This is a genomic window from Streptomyces sp. NPDC052064 (assembly GCF_055585925.1).
Window position 1 is genome coordinate 772,400 of sequence record NZ_JBVJJE010000001.1, and the last position, 20,708, is coordinate 793,107.

General features: G+C 69.7%; 21 protein-coding genes and 2 pseudogenes. 10 read left to right on the forward strand and 13 right to left on the reverse strand.

Translation table 11 applies throughout. The features are described 5' to 3' along the window. Positions 1-6: 6 nt before the first annotated feature. Positions 7-366, reverse strand: a complete 360-nt coding sequence (locus ACZ6TU_RS03655) for an NADH-quinone oxidoreductase subunit A (protein WP_003974383.1) — start codon at positions 364-366, stop codon at positions 7-9. A gap of 724 nt (positions 367-1,090) precedes the next feature. Here ACZ6TU_RS03655 and ACZ6TU_RS03660 point away from each other — a divergent pair. After that, positions 1,091-1,924 carry a C40 family peptidase gene (locus ACZ6TU_RS03660; protein WP_467672230.1) on the forward strand — a complete coding sequence of 278 codons (834 nt, stop codon included), beginning with the start codon at positions 1,091-1,093 and terminating at the stop codon, positions 1,922-1,924. 128 nt (positions 1,925-2,052) lie between these two features. Here ACZ6TU_RS03660 and ACZ6TU_RS03665 read toward each other — a convergent pair whose 3' ends face one another. Then, positions 2,053-3,873: a hydroxysqualene dehydroxylase gene (locus tag ACZ6TU_RS03665; RefSeq protein ID WP_469546343.1), complete on the reverse strand. Its 1,821-nt coding sequence runs from the start codon at positions 3,871-3,873 to the stop codon at positions 2,053-2,055. 87 nt (positions 3,874-3,960) lie between these two features. Between ACZ6TU_RS03665 and def the strand changes: the two genes are divergently transcribed. After that, positions 3,961-4,587 (forward strand): peptide deformylase, encoded by a 627-nt coding sequence (gene def, locus ACZ6TU_RS03670; RefSeq protein ID WP_467672234.1) that lies wholly within the window; start codon positions 3,961-3,963, stop codon positions 4,585-4,587. A gap of 34 nt (positions 4,588-4,621) precedes the next feature. Here the strand turns inward: def and ACZ6TU_RS03675 are convergent, their stop codons facing one another. Next, positions 4,622-5,914, reverse strand: coding sequence for a geranylgeranyl reductase family protein (locus ACZ6TU_RS03675; protein ID WP_469546347.1), 1,293 nt, complete (start codon positions 5,912-5,914; stop codon positions 4,622-4,624). A 97-nt stretch (positions 5,915-6,011) separates the two neighbouring features. On the opposite strand from ACZ6TU_RS03675, the gene ACZ6TU_RS03680 reads away from it, so the two are divergent. Both ACZ6TU_RS03680 and ACZ6TU_RS03685 read left to right on the forward strand, forming a co-directional pair. Then, positions 6,012-6,542, forward strand: coding sequence for a GNAT family N-acetyltransferase (locus ACZ6TU_RS03680; protein WP_467672238.1), 531 nt, complete (start codon positions 6,012-6,014; stop codon positions 6,540-6,542). A gap of 110 nt (positions 6,543-6,652) precedes the next feature. Continuing rightward, positions 6,653-6,964, forward strand: coding sequence for a PASTA domain-containing protein (locus tag ACZ6TU_RS03685; RefSeq protein WP_467672240.1), 312 nt, complete (start codon positions 6,653-6,655; stop codon positions 6,962-6,964). Between the two features lie 3 nt (positions 6,965-6,967). On the opposite strand, the gene ACZ6TU_RS03690 is transcribed toward ACZ6TU_RS03685, so the two are convergent. The 4 genes and pseudogenes from ACZ6TU_RS03690 to ACZ6TU_RS03705 form a co-directional block, all read right to left on the reverse strand. Continuing rightward, on the reverse strand, positions 6,968-7,663 hold the full coding sequence (locus ACZ6TU_RS03690) for a demethylmenaquinone methyltransferase (RefSeq protein ID WP_467672242.1): 696 nt from the start codon (positions 7,661-7,663) through the stop codon (positions 6,968-6,970). Further along, positions 7,660-7,809 (reverse strand): annotated as a pseudogene (locus ACZ6TU_RS03695) (acyltransferase family protein); the annotation flags it as partial. The gene ACZ6TU_RS03690 and the pseudogene ACZ6TU_RS03695, both read right to left, overlap by 4 nt. Positions 7,810-7,811: 2 nt before the next feature. Then, positions 7,812-8,093, reverse strand: a pseudogene (locus tag ACZ6TU_RS03700) (glycosyltransferase family 2 protein); the annotation flags it as partial. 112 nt (positions 8,094-8,205) lie between these two features. Next, positions 8,206-8,415, reverse strand: a complete 210-nt coding sequence (locus ACZ6TU_RS03705) for a hypothetical protein (protein WP_467672244.1) — start codon at positions 8,413-8,415, stop codon at positions 8,206-8,208. Positions 8,416-8,680: 265 nt separating this feature from the next. Here ACZ6TU_RS03705 and ACZ6TU_RS03710 point away from each other — a divergent pair, with 265 nt between their 5' ends. Further along, positions 8,681-9,730: a chitinase gene (locus ACZ6TU_RS03710; RefSeq protein WP_469546352.1), complete on the forward strand. Its 1,050-nt coding sequence runs from the start codon at positions 8,681-8,683 to the stop codon at positions 9,728-9,730. Between the two features lie 19 nt (positions 9,731-9,749). Here ACZ6TU_RS03710 and ACZ6TU_RS03715 read toward each other — a convergent pair whose 3' ends face one another. From ACZ6TU_RS03715 to ACZ6TU_RS03730, 4 genes are all read right to left on the reverse strand, one after another. Next, positions 9,750-10,199: a hypothetical protein gene (locus ACZ6TU_RS03715; protein WP_467672248.1), complete on the reverse strand. Its 450-nt coding sequence runs from the start codon at positions 10,197-10,199 to the stop codon at positions 9,750-9,752. 18 nt (positions 10,200-10,217) lie between these two features. Continuing rightward, positions 10,218-11,417 (reverse strand): cyclic dehypoxanthinyl futalosine synthase, encoded by a 1,200-nt coding sequence (gene mqnC, locus ACZ6TU_RS03720; protein WP_467672250.1) that lies wholly within the window; start codon positions 11,415-11,417, stop codon positions 10,218-10,220. 118 nt (positions 11,418-11,535) lie between these two features. Beyond that, complete coding sequence (locus ACZ6TU_RS03725; protein ID WP_469546356.1) at positions 11,536-12,264, reverse strand: prepilin peptidase; 729 nt, start codon at positions 12,262-12,264, stop codon at positions 11,536-11,538. Continuing rightward, complete coding sequence (locus ACZ6TU_RS03730; protein ID WP_467672254.1) at positions 12,261-15,257, reverse strand: BTAD domain-containing putative transcriptional regulator; 2,997 nt, start codon at positions 15,255-15,257, stop codon at positions 12,261-12,263. Before ACZ6TU_RS03730 ends, ACZ6TU_RS03725 begins: the two co-directional genes overlap by 4 nt. Before the next feature lie 340 nt (positions 15,258-15,597). Between ACZ6TU_RS03730 and ACZ6TU_RS03735 the strand changes: the two genes are divergently transcribed. The 3 genes from ACZ6TU_RS03735 to ACZ6TU_RS03745 all read left to right on the forward strand — a co-directional run bounded on the left by ACZ6TU_RS03735 (position 15,598) and on the right by ACZ6TU_RS03745 (position 18,003). Continuing rightward, positions 15,598-16,254, forward strand: coding sequence for a hypothetical protein (locus tag ACZ6TU_RS03735; RefSeq protein ID WP_469546360.1), 657 nt, complete (start codon positions 15,598-15,600; stop codon positions 16,252-16,254). Next, complete coding sequence (locus ACZ6TU_RS03740; protein WP_467672258.1) at positions 16,251-17,321, forward strand: hypothetical protein; 1,071 nt, start codon at positions 16,251-16,253, stop codon at positions 17,319-17,321. The genes ACZ6TU_RS03735 and ACZ6TU_RS03740 overlap by 4 nt, the downstream gene beginning before the upstream one ends. A 145-nt stretch (positions 17,322-17,466) precedes the next feature. Then, entirely contained in the window at positions 17,467-18,003 is a 537-nt protein-coding gene (locus ACZ6TU_RS03745; RefSeq protein WP_467672260.1) for a hypothetical protein, read from the forward strand. A gap of 79 nt (positions 18,004-18,082) precedes the next feature. On the opposite strand, the gene ACZ6TU_RS03750 is transcribed toward ACZ6TU_RS03745, so the two are convergent. Further along, the gene (locus tag ACZ6TU_RS03750; RefSeq protein WP_467672262.1) at positions 18,083-18,727 is read right to left on the reverse strand and encodes a hypothetical protein; all 645 of its coding nucleotides are present in this window, start codon (positions 18,725-18,727) and stop codon (positions 18,083-18,085) included. Positions 18,728-18,906: 179 nt separating this feature from the next. Here ACZ6TU_RS03750 and ACZ6TU_RS03755 point away from each other — a divergent pair, with 179 nt between their 5' ends. Together ACZ6TU_RS03755 and ACZ6TU_RS03760 are read left to right on the forward strand one after the other, a co-directional pair. Then, positions 18,907-19,587 (forward strand): hypothetical protein, encoded by a 681-nt coding sequence (locus ACZ6TU_RS03755; RefSeq protein WP_467672264.1) that lies wholly within the window; start codon positions 18,907-18,909, stop codon positions 19,585-19,587. Between the two features lie 273 nt (positions 19,588-19,860). Beyond that, positions 19,861-20,220 carry a hypothetical protein gene (locus tag ACZ6TU_RS03760; RefSeq protein WP_467672592.1) on the forward strand — a complete coding sequence of 120 codons (360 nt, stop codon included), beginning with the start codon at positions 19,861-19,863 and terminating at the stop codon, positions 20,218-20,220. Positions 20,221-20,287: 67 nt separating this feature from the next. On the opposite strand, the gene ACZ6TU_RS03765 is transcribed toward ACZ6TU_RS03760, so the two are convergent. Continuing rightward, positions 20,288-20,515 (reverse strand): hypothetical protein, encoded by a 228-nt coding sequence (locus ACZ6TU_RS03765; protein WP_467672266.1) that lies wholly within the window; start codon positions 20,513-20,515, stop codon positions 20,288-20,290. Positions 20,516-20,708: the final 193 nt, after the last annotated feature.

Below are 20,708 nucleotides of genomic sequence, written 5' to 3' on the forward strand. Positions count from 1 at the left end.
GGCCCCTCAGTCCCATTCCAGGCCGCCGCGCCGCCATACGTACGCGTACGCGACGAAGACGGTGAGCACGAAGAGCAGCATCTCCACGAGCCCGAAGATCCCCAGGGCGTCGAAGGTGACGGCCCAGGGGTAGAGGAAGACGATCTCGATATCGAAAATGATGAAGAGCATCGCCGTCAGGTAGTACTTGATCGGGAAGCGCCCGCCGCCGGCCGGCGTAGGGGTCGGCTCGATACCGCACTCGTAGGCCTCGAGCTTGGCGCGGTTGTACCGCTTGGGCCCGATCAACGTGGCCATGACCACGGAGAAGATCGCAAAGCCTGCCCCGAGGGCTCCCAGTACGAGGATGGGCGCATAAGCGTTCACCGCTCCTCGCTCCTCTCAGTCGGCACTGACTGCTGGCGGTTTGCGTCGGGCTCACTTCCGCCCCACCTGTCCCTCGAACCTCGCCCGTCCCGGCGAAGATCGGGAACATGTGAAGCAGGTCACAAGCCCAACCGCGTGCATCTTATGCCCGACGCTCTGTGATCTGCGACACGGGGTATTGCACAAGCTTTGTGATCTCCACCACCTGACGATCGATCATGAAGTCGGATGAGCGGTGATCTTCACACCCGAAGCGTCCGAGTGATCACCAGAGGTGACATTTTGGCTCGTCAACGCAGGCCGGAGGGGGCGTCTCAATATCAAGATGGTTCCCTTGCATGCAAATTGGCGATGGAAACGATCTCTTGATAGAGGCGCGTTCACACATCAGAGGGCGCATGGAGCGGGGTGTGGACGCGTGCATCCGTTCACGATCTTCGCGAGGCCGTGATCCCGCCGTGATCTACGACGCCGGACGCGGCCACACCGGCAGCCGTTCCGTGACCTCCGTCACACGCATGAGAGGCGCATGAGAACGGGGCTTGGCCAATCAACCCAACCGATGGTAGGTGCGGGGCAATTCGGGCGTATTGATCAAAGAGCGTGATCACAGGCCGGTTACGGTGAGCCCGCAATGTCCGTTACGGCGTCAATAAAGAGGCTCCCCCGGAGGTTTTGAGGGCCCGATTGAACAACTGTGGCGCAGCACACGTTTCTTGAAGATATGAAGGAGCCCCTGGTACCGGTTGTTCCCATGTCCCACACCGCTCACATACGCAGCCACCGGAAGCCCCGCCGCAGCGCGACCTCTTCGATCGCCGTGCGTGCCGGAGTTGCCGGTGGCGTTCTCAGCATGGCAGCGGCGGGTGCGTCGGCCTCGGCGAGCGCCGCCGAGCCGGTCACCCAGACCATCGAGCTGCCCACCCTGACGGCCGACATGTCCGCCCAGGTCGCCCAGTCCGCTGCCGCCACCCAGCAGGCGGCCGCGAACTACGAACTGCGAGCCGAGCGTGACGCCGCCGCCGCCAAGGCCGCCGCGGAGGCCAAGAAGGACCTCGCCGAGGCGAAGAAGAAGGCGGAGGCCAAGAAGAAGGCCGCCGAGGCCGCCCGCAAGGCCGCCGCCGAGCGCGCCGCGCGCAACGCCGAGCGCGCCACGCTCTCCGCGTCCGCGTCCGCCTCCACGTCGGTGTCGGCGCCCGCCAGCGGCAGCGTCGCGACCGTCATCGCCTTCCTGAAGGCTCAGGTGGGCGACGCCTACGTCATGGGTGCCACCGGCCCCAACGCCTGGGACTGCTCCTCCCTCGTGCAGGCCGCGTACAAGCAGGTTGGTGTGGACCTGCCGCGCGTCTCGCAGGACCAGTCGATGGCCGGCACGGACGTCTCGCTGTCCAACCTCCAGGTCGGCGACATCCTCTACTGGGGCGGCAAGGGCTCCGCGTACCACGTGGGTGTCTACATCGGAGACGGCCAGTACCTGGACGCGGCCAACCCGTCCAAGGGCGTCGTCATCCAGGACCTGTCGGGCTACCCGGCGTCGGGCGCGGTACGCGTCCTCTGATGTCGCGCTCGCACTGATTTCACGCATAACGGGTCAGAGGGCCGCTGCCGCTCGGGGCAGCGGCCCTCCCGGCCTGTCCAAAACACCCCCGGTACGCCGTCAAGGCCCTCCAGGGCCCCTCAGGGCGCCTATCCGAGGTCGAAGGTGTTCGGCAGCCCCAGCCGGTACCGCAGTTCGTCCACGCGCTTCAGGGGCTCCAGCTCCGGCGGACGGTACAGCTCCCAGGCCCGGCAGCGCTCCGCGTCCGAATTATCGGCATTCAGCAGGGCATTGACGGCATGTCGCGCCGACTCGTTGGCGCCCTCCATGGACGCGAGGTCGACATCGGTGCGGACGTAGTCGCCCGCGAGGAAGAAGTTCGGCACCCTCGTGCGGGCGGTCGGGCGGTTGTGGAGCGTGCCCGTCGGGTGGACGAGGAGCTGTTCGCGGTTCTGCGGGTCGGGGCCGCCCAGGCCCGTCACCGCCGGGTCCATGAACCAGCCCAGCCGGTCCTCGTCCCGCAGGGTCGTCTTCCCGGCGTCGTTCAGACCGTCCTTCAACTGCGCCCAGAGCTCGGCGACGATCTCACCCTTGGTGCATTCCTTGGCCGTCTTGCCGTACAGGATGCCGGGCTTGTCCCATTCCGAGATGATCGCGGAGAGACAGTCGCGCGCCTGACCGTCGCCGTAGTCGCGCGAGAAGTCCCGTACGTCCCAGAACTGGGCCTGGCCGATGGCCGTCACCGACCAGGGCGAGTCGAGGCAGTTGATGTGGCCGTGCACGACCGGGGTCGGGGTGCGCAGGTAGAACATCACGCCGGTCATCCAGTCCGTCTGGAGAGCGTCGCACCGGGCGAGCTGCGGGTCGGCGGCGCGCAGGGCCCGTCCCCAGGTGAGGCGGGCGTGTTCGACGGGCAGGGCGCTGACGTAGTGGTCGGCGGTGACCGTGCGCTCCCCGCTGCCGTCGCGGGCCGAGACGCGGACGCCGGTCACCCGGCCGCCGTCGTAGAGGACCTCGTGGACCTGTGTGCCGAGGACGAACTCCACGCCGAGTGAGCGCAGGTGGGTCTCCCAGGGGTCGATCCAGGCCTCGCTCGTCGGGGCGTTCAGGACGCGGTCGACGTCGGCGTCGGGGCCGTCCATGCCGCGGCCGAGCAGGCCCCACAGCAGCAGGGCCTCGATGATGACGCGGCCGACGGTCCTCGTGGACGCCACCTCCGCGCGGGTGGCGACGAGGTTGCGGGTCTGGCCGATGCCGAGGAGCGTGCGGTACTCCTGGCTCATCTCCTCGGCTCGGATGAAGTCCCACCAGGCGACCTGCTCCCACTGGCCCTCGCGGCGCGCCTCGCAGCTGGTGAGGTGGACGAGGAGCCGGTTGGCGAAGTAGGCGGCCTCGTGGGCGGGCAGGCGGGTGCCGAGGTCGAGGACGGACAGGATCTGGTCGCGGATCCAGGACGGGGTGAGGTCGGCGGGGCGCGGCGGGGTCGTGGCGCGTCTGAGGGGGAAGTGCAGGTCCGGTCGGCCCGAGCCGCGGGCGAAGAGCGCCTCGGTGCCGGAGCGGAGGTTGCCGCGGACGCCGTCGGCATTGCCGGCGAAGGGGATGCGGCGCATGGTGTCCGGCAGGTTCCGGTAGAAGCCGGGGAAGAATCGGAAACCGTGCTCGCCGGGTAGCGGCCCGCGCCCGCCGGTTCCCGTGCCCGGGACGTCCATCGAGCGGGCCTTGCCGCCGAGGGCGTCGTAGTACTCGTAGACGGTGACGGCGTACCCGCGCTCGGCGAGTTCGTGGGCGGCGCTGAGGCCGGAGACGCCACCGCCGAGGACGGCGACGCGTCTGCCGCCGGAGGCGGGCGCGGCACTCGCGATGCCGGGCCCTAAGGCGATGGCCCCGGCGGCTCCCCCGGTGGCCGTGAGGAAGCGTCTGCGGGTGTGGCCGGACTGCTCCTGGGACTGCTGCGCGTGTTCTGTTGTCATGATTCCCGGAGGGTAGGGAGGGGCGTCCGATGCCGGAAGCCCGGCTCCCGCCACCCACAGCATTCTCACAATCACAGGGAGAGACAGATGCCGAGCGTCTTCGTGCAGGGACGGCCCGTCGACTCGTACCCGCGGCTCGCGCCCGAGGCCAGGAACGGGAAGGTACGGCGGATCACCGAGGTCGGTGAGGAGGTCCTGCACAAGCCGTGCCGGGACGTCACCGAGTTCGGTCCGGACCTCGCCGCGCTGATCGACGACATGTTCCTGACGATGTACATCGCGGACGGGGCCGGGCTCGCGGCGAACCAGGTCGGGGTCGATCTGCGGCTGTTCGTGTACGACTGCCCGGACGACGACGGGGTGCGGCACGTCGGGCACATCGTCAATCCGGTGCTGGAGCCGCTCGACCCGGCGGACCGGCGGCTGCTCGACGAGGCCGAGGGGTGCCTGTCGGTGCCGGGCGCCGTGATGGACGTACCGCGTCCGGACCGGGCCGTGGTGCGCGGGTACGACCGGGACGGCGAACCGATCGTGATCGAGGGCACGGGCTACTTCGCCCGCTGCCTCGGGCACGAGGCCGATCACTGTGAAGGGCAGCTCTATCTGGACCGGCTCTCCCAGCGGGAGCGGAAGGACGCGCTGCGGCAGATGACGGACCGGCGGGACGAGGTGTTCGCGCGCCGGGCCGCCAACGTCGCGGCTCTGAGCGGCTGACCGGGCCTTCGGCGCCGAAGGCCCGAGTGCCTGATCAGGCCTTCGGCGCCACCCTGCTCAGCCCGTTGATGATGCGGTCCATCGCGTCGCCCCCGGTCGGGTCCGTGAGGTTCGCGAGGAGCTTCAGCGTGAACTTCATCAGCAGCGGGTGCGTGAGGCCGCGCTGGGCGGCGATCTGCATGACCTTCGGGTTGCCGATGAGCTTCACGAAGGCCCGGCCGAGCGTGTAGTAGCCGCCGTAGGTGTCCTTCAGGACGCGCGGGTAGCGCTGGAGGGCCAGTTCACGCCCCGCGGGTGTCGCGCGGGCGTGGGCCTGGACGATGACGTCGGCGGCGATCTGGCCGGACTCCATGGCGTAGGCGATGCCCTCGCCGTTGAAGGGGTTCACCAGGCCGCCGGCGTCGCCCACCAGCAACAGCCCCTTGGTGTAGGGGGGCTGGCGGTTGAAGGCCATGGGGAGGGCGGCGCCGCGGATGGGCCCGGTCATGTTGTCGGGGGTGTAGCCCCAGTCCTCCGGCATGGACGCGCACCAGGCCTTCAGGACTTCGCGCCAGTCCAGCTCCTTGAAGGAGTCGGAGGTGTTCAGCACGCCCAGGCCGACGTTGGAGGTGCCGTCGCCCATGCCGAAGATCCAGCCGTAGCCGGGCAGGAGACGGTCCTGCGGGCCGCGGCGGTCCCACAGCTCCAGCCAGGACTCCAGGTAGTCGTCCTCGTGGCGCGGGCTGGTGAAGTACGTCCGCACGGCCACGCCCATCGGGCGGTCCTCGCGGCGGTGCAGGCCCATCGCGAGGGACAGACGCGTGGAGTTGCCGTCGGCGGCCACGACGAGCGGGGCGCGGAAGGTGACCTCGCGCTTCTCCTCCCCCAGCTTGGCGTGCACGCCGGTGATACGGCCCGTGCGGTCGTCCAGGATCGGCGCGCCCACGTTGCAGCGCTCGAACAGCCGGGCGCCCGCCTTCTGGGCCTGCCGGGCGAGCTGCTCGTCGAAGTCGTCACGCTTGCGGACGAGGCCGTAGTCGGGGAAGGAGGCGAGATCCGGCCAGTCGAGCTGGAGCCGCACCCCGCCGCCGATGATCCGAAGGCCCTTGTTGCGCAGCCAGCCGGCCTCTTCCGAGATATCGATGCCCATCGCCACCAGCTGCTTGACGGCGCGTGGGGTGAGGCCGTCGCCGCAGACCTTCTCGCGCGGGAACTCGGTCTTCTCCAGCAGAAGGACGTCGAGTCCCGCCTTGGCGAGGTGGTAGGCGGTCGTGGAGCCGGCCGGCCCCGCGCCCACGACGATCACATCGGCGGTGTTCTCGGAGAGCGGCTCGGTCACGACGGTCACGGCGGGATCTCCCCAAGTTCGAAATCTGCGTGCCGACCGGCACTGGACATGGGCAGTCTATGCAGCGGCAATCATCACCGGCTGAAGGGCTGCCTCCATGAACCGAGCTCTCCCCGCCGTGCGGCTTCGTGTCCCCACCCACGAGGACGCGTTCGTCTGGCACCGGCTCTTCGACGACCCGGACGTCATGGAGTTCCACGGCGGCAAGGCCGCCGAGCTGTCGGTCTACGAGGAGCTCACCGCCCGCCAGCGCCGGCACGACGCCGAGCTCGGCTTCTGCCTGTGGAGCATGCTCGACGAGTCCGGGCAGGTGATCGGCTTCACGGGCGCCCAGCCCTGGGAGCGGGGCTGGGGGCCGACGGGCCAGATCGAGATCGGCTGGCGGCTGGGCCGGGAGCACTGGGGCAAGGGCTATGTCACCGCGGCCGCGCGGCAGACGCTGGAGCGGATGCGGGCGGCCGGCGTACCGGGCGTGGTGGCGATGGTCGACGCCCGCAACACCCGGTCCATCGCGGTCGCGCAGCGGCTGGGGATGCGCCTCGCCGAGACGTTCAGGACACCGGCCTCGGAGCGGTCGGGGCACTGCTACCGGCTCGACCTCCGGCCACCGTCCACTGACGCTGCGTAGCCGACTGTCACAGAAGGGCACCTGTCGCTTCCGGCCGGTGTGGAGCGGGAGTTACCGTTCCTGTACCGCTGGGGGTGACATCTGTGCGCATATCCCGCAAAACACCCGAAGTGCATGTGCCGCGTCTGGTGGGCCTGATGGCCGTGGACGCGCGGGAGACGGCCCGGGCGCAGGGCCTGCTCCTCAACGCACCGGACCGGCCCGACTTCCATCTCGCCGTCGTCGACTACGTCGTACGCCAGTACCCGCAGCCCGGTGCCGAGGTGCCGCGGGAATCGACGGTCTACGTGTGGTTCGACTTCGGGCCCGGCGAGGGCGGTGGGGGCGTGCACGAGCCGCGGAGCCCCAGAGCGCCCAGGGGCGGTCTCCAGCGGGAGCTGGACGAGCCCGGCGACCCGTACATGGCCCTCAGCTCGCCGTAGGGGTCAGCTCTTCTTGAAGCCCCGGTGCAGGGCGACGATCCCGCCGCTCAGGTTGCGCCAGGCCACCCGCGACCAGCCGGCCTCGCCCAGCCGCTCGGCCAGCGCGGGCTGGTCGGGCCAGGCCCGGATGGACTCGGCGAGGTAGACGTAGGCGTCGGGGTTGGAGGACACCGCCCGCGCCACCGGCGGCAGGGCGCGCATCAGGTACTCGGTGTAGACGGTGCGGAACGGCGCCCAGGTGGGGTGCGAGAACTCGCAGATCACGACCCGCCCGCCGGGCCGGGTCACCCGGTACATCTCCCGCAGGGCGGCGTCCGTGTCCTGCACGTTGCGCAGTCCGAAGGAGATGGTGACGGCGTCGAAGGTGTCGTCCTTGAAGGGGAGCCGCGTCGCGTCCCCGGCGGTGTAGGGCAGCCAGGGCTGCCGCTGCTTGCCGACCCGGAGCATGCCCTGGGAGAAGTCGCACGGGACGACGTAGGCGCCGGTCCGGGCGAAGGGCAGCGAGGACGTGCCCGTACCCGCCGCCAGGTCGAGGACCTTCTGCGCGGGGCGCGCGTCGACCGCCTTGGCGACCTCCTTGCGCCATCGCCGGTCCTGGCCGAGGGACAGCACGTCGTTGGTCAGGTCGTACCGTTCCGCCACGTCGTCGAACATCGAGGCGACTTCGTGCGGCTGCTTGTCCAGGGATGCGCGGGTCACGGGCCCATTGTTGCAGTACGCCCGCCCGGGAGAAGCCGCGGCTTGCGCCGTGCCGCCACGTCCTCCACCCACCCGCACAGCAGCACGAAGACCGCGATCAGCACCCAGCCCACGCCGAACACGGACCACTGGCTGTCCAGTGGCAGACAGGCCCCTTGCCCGTCAGGCCCTTGCGGTGCTTCCACAGCGCCTGCATGGTGCCGTACGACCAGCGGTAGCGCTGGGACCACAGCTTCTTGAGCGATCCGGGCGCCTCGATCCGCGCCCGCGCGTGCTCCTGGTGGACGACCCGCCGGCCCGCGCGGCGCATGGCGATGGTGATGTCGGTGTCCTCGGCGAGGGTGTCCTCGCTCATGCCTCCGACCTGGAGCACCGCCTCGCGGCGGAACGCACCGATCGCGCCGGGGACGGTCGGCATGCGGCGCGGCAGGGCGAAGATGACGCGCGGTTTCTGGAGCGCGGCGGCCTTGCCGGCGGCCCGCTCCATCCGGGAGGGAGCGCGGCGGCGGCCGCGGGGGGGCGTGGACATATGGCGCCCCCGGTCAGTCGGCGACCGCGGAGGGGGACGCGGGCGTGAGCGGCAGCAACTGCGACGGCGTGAGCGAGGTGCCCCAGCCCATGAAGACCGCGCCGAGCACGGCCGCGTACCCGACGCAGACGGCCCCCAGCAGGAGGCCGGTCCGGCGCAGCAGCCGGGCCGGCGTCCGGAGCTGTCGACGAACACGGGCCCTTCGGCGGACTCGTTGCCGCATGTGCGGCGGCGACCGCGAGTGACGCGGCTTTCGATGGCAGGCTCGGAATGCGTTCCCCGGACATCAGGACGCCTTTATGTGTCCTAAACGCGGAATTCCATGTGAGAGAACCATGAGAAAGGGCTCAACCTGTTCTTTCTCTGAGAGTTCTCACAAACGCCCGCGCATCGCGATGCGAGTGCCCGGCCTCGTGAGACGTTTGCTGCCGGGAAACGTACTTGGTGTGCGTACCCCCTGAGGTCTCACGAGAACGGGAGCACGCGCCATGAGGAGTTACCGGAAGCCGGCGGCGGTCGGACTGGGCTGCCTGATCGCCCTGGCCACCACGGCGTGCTCCGAACAGGGCGAGGCGGCACGCCCGGCGCCCTCGCGGTCGGCCGCGCCCGGCACCTCGCCCCCCGCGTCCTCGCCTCCTGCCTCCTCGCCCCCCGCCGAGGCCGGTACCGTGTACGCCCCGTACGTGAGCGCCACGGAGGCCACCGGCACGGACTCCGCCGGCTCCCCGGCGACGTACAACCTCGCCTTCGTCCTGGCCGACGGCGACGACTGCACCCCGCGCTGGAACGGCACCCACGCCATCGGGGATTCGGCGGTGAAGTCCCGTATATCGCGGCTGGAGAAAAACGGCGGCCAGGTCCGGGTCTCCTTCGGCGGCGCCTCCGGAAAGGAACTCGCGGCGGCCTGCGACAGCGCGACGGAACTGGCGGCGGCGTACGGCAAGGCCCTCGACGCGGCCGGTGCCACCCGGGCCGACTTCGACGTCGAGGGCGACGAACTGGCCGACTCCGCTTCCGTCGCCCTGCGTTCGAAGGCGATCGCGCTGCTCCAGAAGGAACGCACGGATCTGGAGGTCTCCTTCACGCTCCCGGTCATGCCCTCGGGCCTGGGCAAGGACAGCCTGGCGCTGCTCGGTTCCGCCAACGACAACGGCGTACAGGTCGCCACGGTCAACCTGATGACGATGAACTACGGCACGTCGTACGACGGCGACATGGGCGGCTACGCCCTCACCGCTGCCAAGGCCGCGCACACCCAGCTGAAGAAGGTCTTCGGCACGTCGGACGCGGCCGCCTGGCAGGGCATGGCGCTCACCTCGATGATCGGCGTCAACGACGTCGACGGCGAGACCTTCACGCTCGCCGACGCGGCCGAGGTCCGGGCCTTCGCCGGGGAGAAGGGCATCGGGTGGGTGTCGATGTGGTCGGCCGCGCGGGACCGGCAGTGCGCGAACGGCTCCACGTCGGACCAGCCGGCGACCGACTGCAGTGGGATAGCGCAGAGTTCGGGGGCGTTCGGGGAGGCGTTCGCGGGCTGACGGATCAAAGGGGCGCTGATCAGCGCCGCCGATGCACGAGCCGCCCCGCGCACACCGTCGCGACGCACTCCCCCGCCTCGTCGAAGACGGCGAGGTCGGCGCGGCCGGTCGGGACGATCGCGGCGGTGCGGCGCGCACTCGGCAGGACGACGACGTCGCTGCGCTCGGCGGCGGACCGGAGTTCCGGCGAGTCGACGTACTCCTCCAGGACCGCGACCGCGCCGAGCTTCAGCACCTCGTGAACGCGTTCGCGCGGGCTCGGGGCGTCCGGGAGCGGGCCCTCGTGGACCCGGGCGGGACCGAGGGTGCCGGGCCACCTTCGGACCCGGGCCCGGGGGAACGCCTCGCGTACGTCGTCGAGCTTTCCCACGGCGCCGATCCGGTCCCGTCCGACGGCCACGGCACCGCCCTTGACGGGATCGGAGTCCCAGGTGACGCGGACGGCGTCGGCCGTGTGAATGGTTTCCAACTACCTCTCCGTACCGGCTCAGTTGGGGGCGAGCAGCTTCAGCTCGGGGTGAGCCGTGCCGCCCTCGATGGCCGTGGACGAGATGTGCGAGACCACGCGGTCGTCGACGGGGTCGTTCGCCGGGTCGTCGTGGACGACGAGGTGCTCGTACGTGGTCGACCGCTGCGCGGGCACCCGCCCGGCCTTCCGGATCAGGTCGATGATCTCCATCCGGTTGGACCGGTGCTTGGCGCCCGCGGAGGAGACGACGTTCTCCTCCAGCATGATCGAGCCGAGGTCGTCGGCGCCGTAGTGCAGGGAGAGCTGCCCGACCTCCTTGCCGGTGGTCAGCCACGAGCCCTGGATATGGGCGATGTTGTCCATGAACAGCCGGGCGATCGCGATCATCCGCAGGTACTCGAAGAGGGTCGCCTGCGTCCGGCCCTTCAGGTGGTTGTTCTCGGGCTGGTAGGTGTACGGGATGAAGGCGCGGAAGCCGCCCGTGCGGTCCTGGACCTCCCGGATCATCCGCAGGTGCTCGATGCGCTCGGCGTTGGTCTCGCCGGTGCCCATGAGCATGGTGGACGTGGACTCCACGCCCAGCCCGTGCGCGATCTCCATGATCTCCAGCCAGCGTTCGCCGGACTCCTTCAGCGGGGCGATGGCCTTGCGGGGCCGCTCGGGCAGCAGCTCGGCACCGGCACCGGCGAAGGAGTCGAGCCCGGCGGCGTGAATGCGCTGGATCGCCTCCTCGACGCTGACCTTGGAGATCCGGGCCATGTGCTCGACCTCGGACGCCCCCAGGCTGTGGATGATCAGCTGCGGGAAGGCCTGCTTGATGGCGGAGAAGTGCTTCTCGTAGTACTCGACGCCGTAGTCCGGGTGGTGTCCGCCCTGGAACATGATCTGGGTGCCGCCCAGCTCGACCGTCTCGGCGCACCGGCGCAGGATGTCGTCCAGGTCGCGGGTCCAGCCCTTGGCGGTGTCCTTGGGGGCGGCGTAGAAGGCGCAGAAGCGGCATGCCGTGACGCAGACGTTCGTGTAGTTGATGTTGCGCTCGATGATGTACGTCGCGATGTGCTCGGTGCCCGCGTACCTGCGGCGGCGTACGGCGTCGGCGGCGGCGCCCAGCGCGTGCAGCGGGGCGTCCCGGTACAGCACGAGCGCCTCGTCGGGGGTGATCCGCCCACCGGCGGCAGCACGGTCGAGGATGGGCTGAAGGTCGGCCTTCTCGGTCACCGGGCGTCCCTTTCGTAAGGGTTGTGGACGGACCAGCCCAGCGTACGCCAGCCGTTCGGGCCGCTGGACGTCAGGCCTTGGGGCCCTGAGGACGTCGGGCCTTGGGGCCCTGAGGACGTCAGGCCGCGTAGGCCCCGGCCAGCAGCCCGAGGAAGGCGCCGGAGATCAGGAACGGCCCGAAGGGGATGGCCGTCTTGCGCCCGGCCCGCCGCGCGACCACGAGAGCACCGCCGTACAACGCGCCCAGCACGAACCCGGCGAACGTGCCGAGCATCACCGTCGGCCAGCCGTACCAGCCGAGTACCGCCCCCGCGCCCAGGGCGAGCTTGACGTCGCCGAAGCCCATCCCCGCGGGATTGATGAGGAACAGCACGAAGTAGCCGCCGCCCAGCGCGAGCGAGCCGAGCAGGGCGGTCGTCCACTCCCCCGCGTGCTCGGGCACGAGCGCGGTGAGACCGAGCAGGACCAGCGCGGCCGCGGCGAACGGGAGCGTGAGCGGGTCGGGCAGCCGACGCACCCGGAAGTCGACGGCCGTCAGCAGCACCCCGACGGGCGCGAGCAGCAGCCAGACGCCGATCTCGGGCCGGGTGCCGGTGGCGGCGGCGAGGGCGGCGCAGACGAGGGCGGTGACGATCACCAGCGGTACCGTACGCGGCCCGTATCCGGCCCCCTCGCACTCCGGGCACGAGCCCCGGCCCAGCCAGCCCCTGAGGGCGTGCCCGCCGGGGCACCGCTCCCGCCACGGCTCCCCCGAGGGGGCCGAGAAACGATAGGCCGCGCGGGGCAGAAACGCACCCGCCGCCGCACCCCACAGCGCGGCGGCGATGACCAGGACCCCGGTGTTCATCCCACCGCGGCGATCGCGTCGCGCCACGTCGGCAGCAGCTCGTCGAGCAGTGCCTCGGTGCGCGGCGGCAGACCACGGGCCCCGCTGCGGCCGATGAGATCGGTGGCGAGCGCGGTCACCCGGGACGTGTCGCCGGTGGCGTGCGTGGCGCGCAGCAGCTCGTGCCACAGGCGCTCGTCGGCCGGGGCGGTGCGCAGGGCCGCGTTGAGGGCCTCGATGGCCTTCTCCGCGCGGTTCTTCTCCATGTGGAACTCGCACAGCGCGAGCCCGGTGTCCGCGACGAGCAGCGGCAGCTGGGCGTCGACGATCTCGTGGCCGAGCCACCGGTAGCGGCCTTCGGGCCGGTCGGCGAGCAGCGGCCCGCGCACCAGCACGAGCGCGTCGGTGAGCAGCCGCCCGCGCACGGCCCGGCTGTCGGCGCCCTTGCCCTGTGTGGCCTCGTGGTAGAGGGAGCGCAGTACGTCCAGGTCGGAGACGACGGACTTGGCGAGCGTGAGCCGGCCGCTGCTGTCGGTGCCGAGGCGGGGAGTGCCGTCGGGGTCGGCGCCGAGCCAGTCGCGCAGCCGGTCCAGCAGCGCGTTGCGCACGTCGTCGGTGACGCCGCGCGGCCACAGCGCGGAGGACAGCACGCGCGGGTGCACGCCCTCGCGGTGCAGAAGCAGCAGGGCGAGCGCCTCGTGGAGGAGGGCACTGCGGTCCCCGTCCGGGGTGTCGAGACCGATGATCTCGTACGGCCCGACGAGCCGGGCGTAGACGGCCGGCCGCCCCTGCTCGCTGATGTCGACGAGGAACGGCGGCCTGTTGGCCGGGCCGCCCTCGGGACGGTTCTCGGGGTCGGCGTCGACGAACAGCTCGACGACGGCCCGCTGTTGGGCGGCGGGCAGCAGCTGGGCGTCGAGTTCGAGCCCGAGGAGGGGAGCGAGCAGCTTGCCCTGGCCGGTGATCTCCATCTCCCAGGCGGCGCCCGGCAGGTCGCCGGTCTCGGTGCCGACGAGGTAACCGATGCCGAGACGGCCTGCGTCGGCGGCGAGTTCGGCGAGCTTGACGGCGTCCTCGGCGGACGGCTGGGCGGCGAGCAGGACGAGGTGCGGGGCCCAGCGGGTGTGCTGGGCGGGACCGGTGCGCCCGGTGAGGACGGAGTCGTGCCCGGCCGCACCCAGGGCGCCCCGCCGCTGCCGCGTCTCGGCCTCCATGGTCTCGACGAGCGCCTCGATGTCCTCGAGGTGCCGGATCCGGTTCGGGGCGAGAGGGGTGAGGTCCTGCCCGAAGCCGACGAGCGTGATGGTCATGCGGTCGGACCACCCGTTGGTCGCCAACTCGGCGGCGACGGACGCGAAGACGGCGGCCCGGTCGGCCTCCCGGCCGGAGAGGGAGACGATGCCGGGCACGGCTTCCAGGTTGAGCAGCAGCCGCGAGTCGTCCATGGTGCCGAGGCTGACGAGCCCCGGGTAGGGCGCGGCCGTGTCGACGTCCTCGTAGCGCTCGGCGTCCGTCCGGGCCAGCATCCAGAAGGTCTGGTCCTGTCCCTGCTGCCAGGGGGCGGGCGGCTTCCCGGCGGGCTGGGCGAGCTGGAGGTGCAGGTCACCGTTGCTGAGCCAGGCGGCATACACGACCGGCAGGGCCCGCGACTCCTCCGCGAGGGAAGCGGCGAGACCACGCAGGCTCCGGTCGAGCAGCCGCACGCCCTCGGGGTCGGCACCGACGAGCAGCGCGTCCTGGACGTCCTGCGCGTCACCGCTCGGCGTGGGCGGCTCCATACCGCGTCGCCCGCCGACGGCCCCGAACGCCGACTGCCACAACGCCTGCCGGCGCCGCCGCCCCAGGGCACCGAGGAGACCGGCGGCGAGGAGCGGGGCGGTGAGCAGGGCCTCGGGCAGACCGAAGGAGCTGCCGGACTCGGCGTCGACACCGGTGGCCTGCTGGTGACCGGAGTCGGGGGCGGGCCGCTGCTCGGGCAGGGACACCTGGGAGGCGGAGGGACCACCACCGGCGTGCTCGTGCCCGCCACCCTGGGCACCACTGCCCCCGGCGCCGCCGCCCTGTGCATGATCGCCGGTCTGGGCGTAGTCGCTGATCTGCTGCTGCACGTCCGGGGAGACGTTGGGAGCCTCGTCGGGCATCTCGACGAGCTCGCCGCCGCGCGCGTCGCCCGGCATCTCCATGATCCATCCGGGCCGGATGAGGCTGGCCTCGGAGAGCTTGGACCCGTCCGGCTGGATGCGGTCCTTGTTGAGCTCGAAGATCTCCTGGTAGCGACGCCCGTCACCGAGGTGCCGATCCGCTATCTCCCACAGGGAGTCGTGGTGACGCCCCTCGGGCGGCTGGATCCGGTAGTACTTCGTGTCGCCCTGCTTGGCGGTGCTGCCACCGGCGTCGGCGTGCGAGGCGGCGTGCGAGGCCTGCTCGGCGAGGGCGGCCGCGGAGTCGGCGGCCTGCTCCTGCTGCTGGGCGAAGAGACCCGGGGTCTGCTGGGCGGCGGCAACGGTCGGCTTCTGATTGGCGTCGTAGCCGCTCTGCCCGAGCTGCGACAGACCGGGCGTGAAGCTGGCCGCGGTGGCGCCGACGAGCAGCAGCGCGGCGACGAGCTGCCGGGCGAGCAACTGACTGGGCCCGGCGCCCGGCACCCGCCCCGGCACACCGACACCGGACAGCGCGGCCTTCATCTCCACGAGCACGCAGGCGGTGAACTGTGCCCACGCGAGCCACACCACGACGGTGAGGATGTTCAGGAAGGTCTGAACGGTGATCTCTTGCTGAAGCCAGTCGAGGCTCGGCACCCCGTTCGGCAACGGCCACCCGATCTGCGTGGCCAGCGCGCCGGGCACGCCGACGAGGAGAACGGCCAGGGCGACGAACGCGAAGAACGCCTTGACGAAGTCTCCGAACGACCGCCGCCGGATCCTCACCGGCTGCGGCGTCCGGTTCCTCGGAGTTGTCGTTCCCGTCGTGCTTCCCGTCGAGCTTGACGAGCTTGAGGTGCGGCGTCGCGGCATGGCGGGTGTCCTGGGGTCGTGTGTGGAGTGCCGTGAGGCGAACTGTGGGCCGAGAGGTGTGCTGAGCCTACAGAGATCTTATTGACTCTTATTGAGGTCCTCGAAGGGCGGTGGGAAAGGGATGCCTGGACCGACCACCCTTTGTCAGGCAATGCGCATCAAGCCCGAATTGCCCATGAGGTGCCGTCGTCGCGATCCAGACCCTTCACAACCGCCATGACACAGTCCTCACGCTTCCCACACAATCCCCCACCGCCTCTCAAGTGCCCACCACCCGCCCCTGATAGCTTCGTTCCCTGCCGCACACGCACGAAGACGATCGATCACCGGGGGAACGCCCGTGGCCCGCCGCGCACTCACCACCACCGCCGCCGCACTCACCACGGCGGCGGCTCTTTTGCTCACCGCCTGCGGCGGGGGCGAGGACAAATCGCCGGAGGACATCAAGGGGGCGGATACAGGGGCAAGAAATCCGTCGGCTTCGGCGTCTGCGCCTGAGGGTGGCGGCGGTCCCGACATCAGCGTGCCGAAGGATCTGCACCTGGTCTTCGACTTCGACGAGCCGTCCGACGCGAAGCACGCGGCGGCGCTTGCCGACGCGGAGAACTACGTCAAGGCGATGTACCACGGCATCGCAGCGCAGGACCCGAACGACCCGGCGTACCAGTTCTACTCGGACGGCCAAGCCGAAAAGTACGTCAAGTCGCAAATTCAGACTTGGGTGAAGGGGGGCTGGACACCCGCCGGGACGGACCAGTATTACGACGCCGAGACGACCACTCTGACCGGCGGTAAACGCGTCCTCGTCACGTTCTGCGAGAACCAAGGCAAGGCCTACAGCAAGGACATCAAGACCGACAAGATTCTCCGCACTGAGGAGAATCTCGACAGCTACCTGAAGCATCGGCTGCTCATGGTCCCCTCGTCCGGCTCTCCCCAGGCGTGGAAGGTCCAGGTCATCGAGGTCACCGGCAAGGCGAAGGAGTGCCGAGCATGAGGACGCCGACTCCCGCTCGGTGCTGGGCCTCGATCGCTGCCGTCGCCATTGTGCTCTGCAGCGGCGGCAACGCATACGCCAACTACACCCCTGGCAAAACAACTACGCCGCCCGCCACTTCCGGCGGAAACAACGGCAAGGACATCTACGCCTCCGCCGGCACATCCCGAATCAGGGTCACCCAAGACAGCGGTCCCACCGGCGGCAAGCGCGGGACCCTGTCCTCCGCGGACGTCAACTGGAAGCCCCCGGCCTGCTGGTACGAGCCCGTCTTCACGCCCGAGCAGTTGAAGAAATTCTCGGAGACCGTCGGCGGGGGCGACGTCAGTGTCCACGAGTCATGGTGGGGCGTGGAACTCTGGACCGACCACTACCGGGACAAGGAGGACTCCGAGAACTGGGACGACACCCTGTCGACCGCGCCGGGCTACAAGAACTACAACATCGGCAAGGACGGCTACTTCTGGCGCAGCGTCGCTCCGGACAAGACCGACCCCGACTCCTGGGACTGCGGCCGCATCATGTTCTGGCAGGACGCCGCAGAGATCCCCAAGGTCCCGAACGCCCCCACGTCCAAGACGCTTGCGGACTACGCGTACAACAAGATCGAGGTTCCCGGCACCCAGATCGAGCTCAAGCCGCAGGCCAAGTCCACCGTGAACCTCCCCACCTGGGTCTGGCTGGACAAGGGCACCTTCAAGGAGGTCAAGGTCCGCGCCGAACTTCCCAACACGGGCCTGTGGGCGGAGACGACCGCCAAGCCGATCGCCCTCCACCTGGACCCGGGCACAGAGGACGCGGAAACCTTCCCCGCATCCGGCGACTGCCAGATCAACGACGACGGCTCGATCGGCACGCCGTACACCAAGGGCGACGCCAAGAAGACCCCGCCGTGCGGCATCCGCTACCTCCGCGCCACCAACGGCACCCCCTACCAACTCTCGGCCAACGTCACCTGGCAGATCACCTGGCAGGGCAGCGACGGCACGGGCGGTGACCTCCCCGACGGCACGTTCGAGACGACCCAGGACATGAACGTCCAGGAAATCCAGTCGATCAACCGCTGAAGCGACGCCCGCACCGCACAACCGAAAGAGCGAGACCCCTGTGCCCCGCCACCGCTTGACCACTACGACCGCCACCCTCACCACAGCAGCGGCTCTCCTGCTCACAGGGTGCGGCGGAGACGGCGGGCAACCGTCGGGCAAGAGGGTGAGGGCGACTCCTGAGCCGAGCAGTACTTCCGCCTCCGCACAGGCGTCGTCCGAACTCGTACGCCCGAAGATCACCATCCCCAGCAGCTTCCGGCTGACCTTCGAGGACTGGAAGAGCAGCGACCCCGTCAAGCAGTCCGTACTCAGTGACGGCAGGGAGGATCTCCGGGCCGGGTACGCGGCGATCATCGCGAACGACCCCGGCAGTGAAGCGGTGGCCTTCTACGAAACCGAGGCGGCCCGCGAGCAGAGCAAGCAGTGGATCAGGTCCTACACGGACAAGAACCTCAACGTCATCGGCAAGTTGCCCGTCTTCAATCCTGAAGTCACGGTCGGCGAGAACAGGGTGACGGCGTTGCTCAGCTACTGCACGGACGAAAGCAAGGCGTACACGAAGCATCGCAAGACCGGCGAGGTCGAGGGGAACCCGGCGGGCACGGACCCTGAGGTCTTCTACCAGGTGTCACTACGCAAGAACGCCCAAGGTGTGTGGCAGACCGCGAATGTGCGTGGGGACAGGGGCGGCTGCCCCTGACCGATGCAGGCGGGTTCTCGGTGGCTCACGGAGGATCCAGGACGATCTCCACTCCGCTCACCCCTCCTCTCTCACGCCGTCAGGCAGCCGTCAGCAGGGCTTCGAGCGCCCGGTCGTAGGCCCGGAACCCGGCCCTTCCATACTCGGGCGTGTCCGCCTCGGGCCGGAGCAGGCCCGGGAGGCGAGCGACTCGCCACATCCGGAAGACCAGCGCCGGTGCACTCCTCCCCCTGGCATCCGCGATGCCGGACGCGATCGCCAGCGCTTCGGCGATGCCGGCTGCCCCCTGACGGACCTCCCCTCCTGCCGCGACGGCAGCCGTGATCAGGGCCTGCAGGAAGTGCGTCAGCTGCAGGTCGGCTGCCATGTGGCACATGCGACGAACGACGTCCGGCCGTTCGAGGTCCGCGAGCCGGGACGGAATCCCCTCGACCGCACCCGACCACAGCAGCAAGGACGGTGCCGTCACCTCGTGCTCCCGCAGATAGCCCAGTTCATCTGCGATGGCCATGACCGATGAAGAGAAGCCGCCAATGGCACGGACGAGTTCGAGCAGCCGGTCGACCTCGTCACGCCGACGGCTCACCAACTCGCCGACGGAGGCTGCACCGACACTCCACGTGCCGGTCGCCGACACGGCCCCGACCTCCACGACCCCGCCGAGCGGCCCGAAGATCTCGCGCGCCAGGACGCCCTCCGGAACGGGAACAACCTGACCAGTCACCAGCTCATCCCTCGCATGGCCCACCCGCGCCTTTCCGACATGACAAGCACCGTTCGCAACCGCGACGCCGCGCTCCTCGTCTTCCCCGCACAATCCACCACTGCCTCTCAAGGGCCCAGTACCGGCCCCTGATAACTTCGTTCTCTACCGCATACGCCGAACACCGGGGGAGACGAATCGTGGCCCGCCGCGCTCTGACCACCACTGCCGCCACGCTGACCGCGACGGCGGCGCTGCTTCTGAGCGCCTGCGGTGCGGGTGACGGCAAGTCGTCGGACGGCCTCAAGGGGGCGGACAGCGGGTCGAGCAGCCCGTCGGCCTCCGTTTCGGCGTCGTCTGCGGCGCCCGAGGCCAAGCGCCCCGTGATCAAGCTTCCCAGCAGCCTCCGGCTGACCTTCGAGAACTGGACGAGCAGCGACCCCGTCGAGCAGGCCGTGCTCAACGACGGCAAGGAGCAGCTCCGGGCAGGGTACGCGGCGATCATCGAGAACGACCCGGACAGCAAGGCCCGGGCCTTCTACGACACCGAGGCCGGCTTCTTGCAGAGCCGGCAGTGGATCAAGACGTACACGGACAAGAACCTCACCGTCATCGGCAAGCTGCCCGTGTTCGACCCCAAGGTCACCATCGCCGAGGACAAGGCAGCGGCGTCCCTCTCCTACTGCACCGACGAGAGCAAAGCCTCCACGAAGAATCGCAAGACCGGCGAGGTCAAAGGGAACCCGGCGGGCACGGACCCCGAGGTCTTCTACGTGATTCCCATGGGCAAGAACGCCCAGGGTGTGTGGCAGGCAGTGTCCGCCCATTCGGAGAGGGGTGGCTGCGCACCCGTGAGGTCCTCAGGTCTGCGCGGCGGCTGATAAGGGTCGAAGCCTGGGTATGGCTTGACGACGGCTCCGGCGGCGACCTCCCCGACGGCACGAAGCTTCGGGCAGCGTCTCCCTGCCGGAGAATTCGCAGGCGTAGGCAGGGAAGACGATGTATCTCACGGCCGTGAGGTCAGGGTTCTGTGCCTTGTGGTGACCGTGGACGTCCGGTACGGCGGCCGCGACGGCGTCGAACGCGTTCCCGGGCGAAGGACGGCACGGCCCGCGCGAGAGACTCGTCACGCGCACATCTCCGTCAACAACCTTATGCACACGGGAATTTACAAGGCACAACCGTTCAACGGAAAGATCGGCTCGGGGTACGGGCGCCGGCTTCGTTCCATCAAGACCCGTCTGAATCACACGAAGAAGCTCTTCGAGTCCTATAAGGACGACATCGGCGACGGCAGCGTCAATGACGCGCTCGGGGATTTCGAGTCCAACTGGGAGGACGGGCGCGAGGACATCACTCAGCAGCTCGATGCGCTGGCGAGTATGTCCGATGCCGTCGTTCGCGAGTTCAAGAAGCTTGATGACGAGCTTGCCAAGCAGGCCAACGACGCCATGAAGACCGAGGACAAGCGGAGCGGGAAGGGAAGTAAGGGGGGCGGTGGCGGCGGCAAGTAAGGCGGCCGTGCCCCCGACGTGAAAAGGCCCCGGATCCGGAGATCCGGGGCCTTTCGCGCGCCTGGGGTCAGGAAGCGACCGCGGCGTTGAGGTGCAGGTCCGCCGCGATGCCCTCGGGCGAGACGGCGAGGCCCACGCCGCCGCCGACACCGGTGTTGACGCCGGCGGCCGAGGTCTCGACGTAGAGACCGGCTGCGGCGCCGGCACCCGCGGTGCCGCCCGCCTGGCCGCCGGCGATGGTGTCCAGCTCGGCGTCGGACATGTGGGCGGTCTGGATCTGCGGGGTGAAGGCCATGGAAGGCGGTTCCCTTCGTTTCAATAATTCGAAGTGCTCGAGCGTGACCGATCAAAGCACGTCGGGTGAAGGGTCGGCCAGTCTGTGGTTATCGGGGTGCGATGGATTTCGGTGACCGAATTCATGTGTGTGACCATTCGGTCACCGAAAGGCCCGTCACCTTCACATGTTCCGCCACTGCGCGGTACCGGTG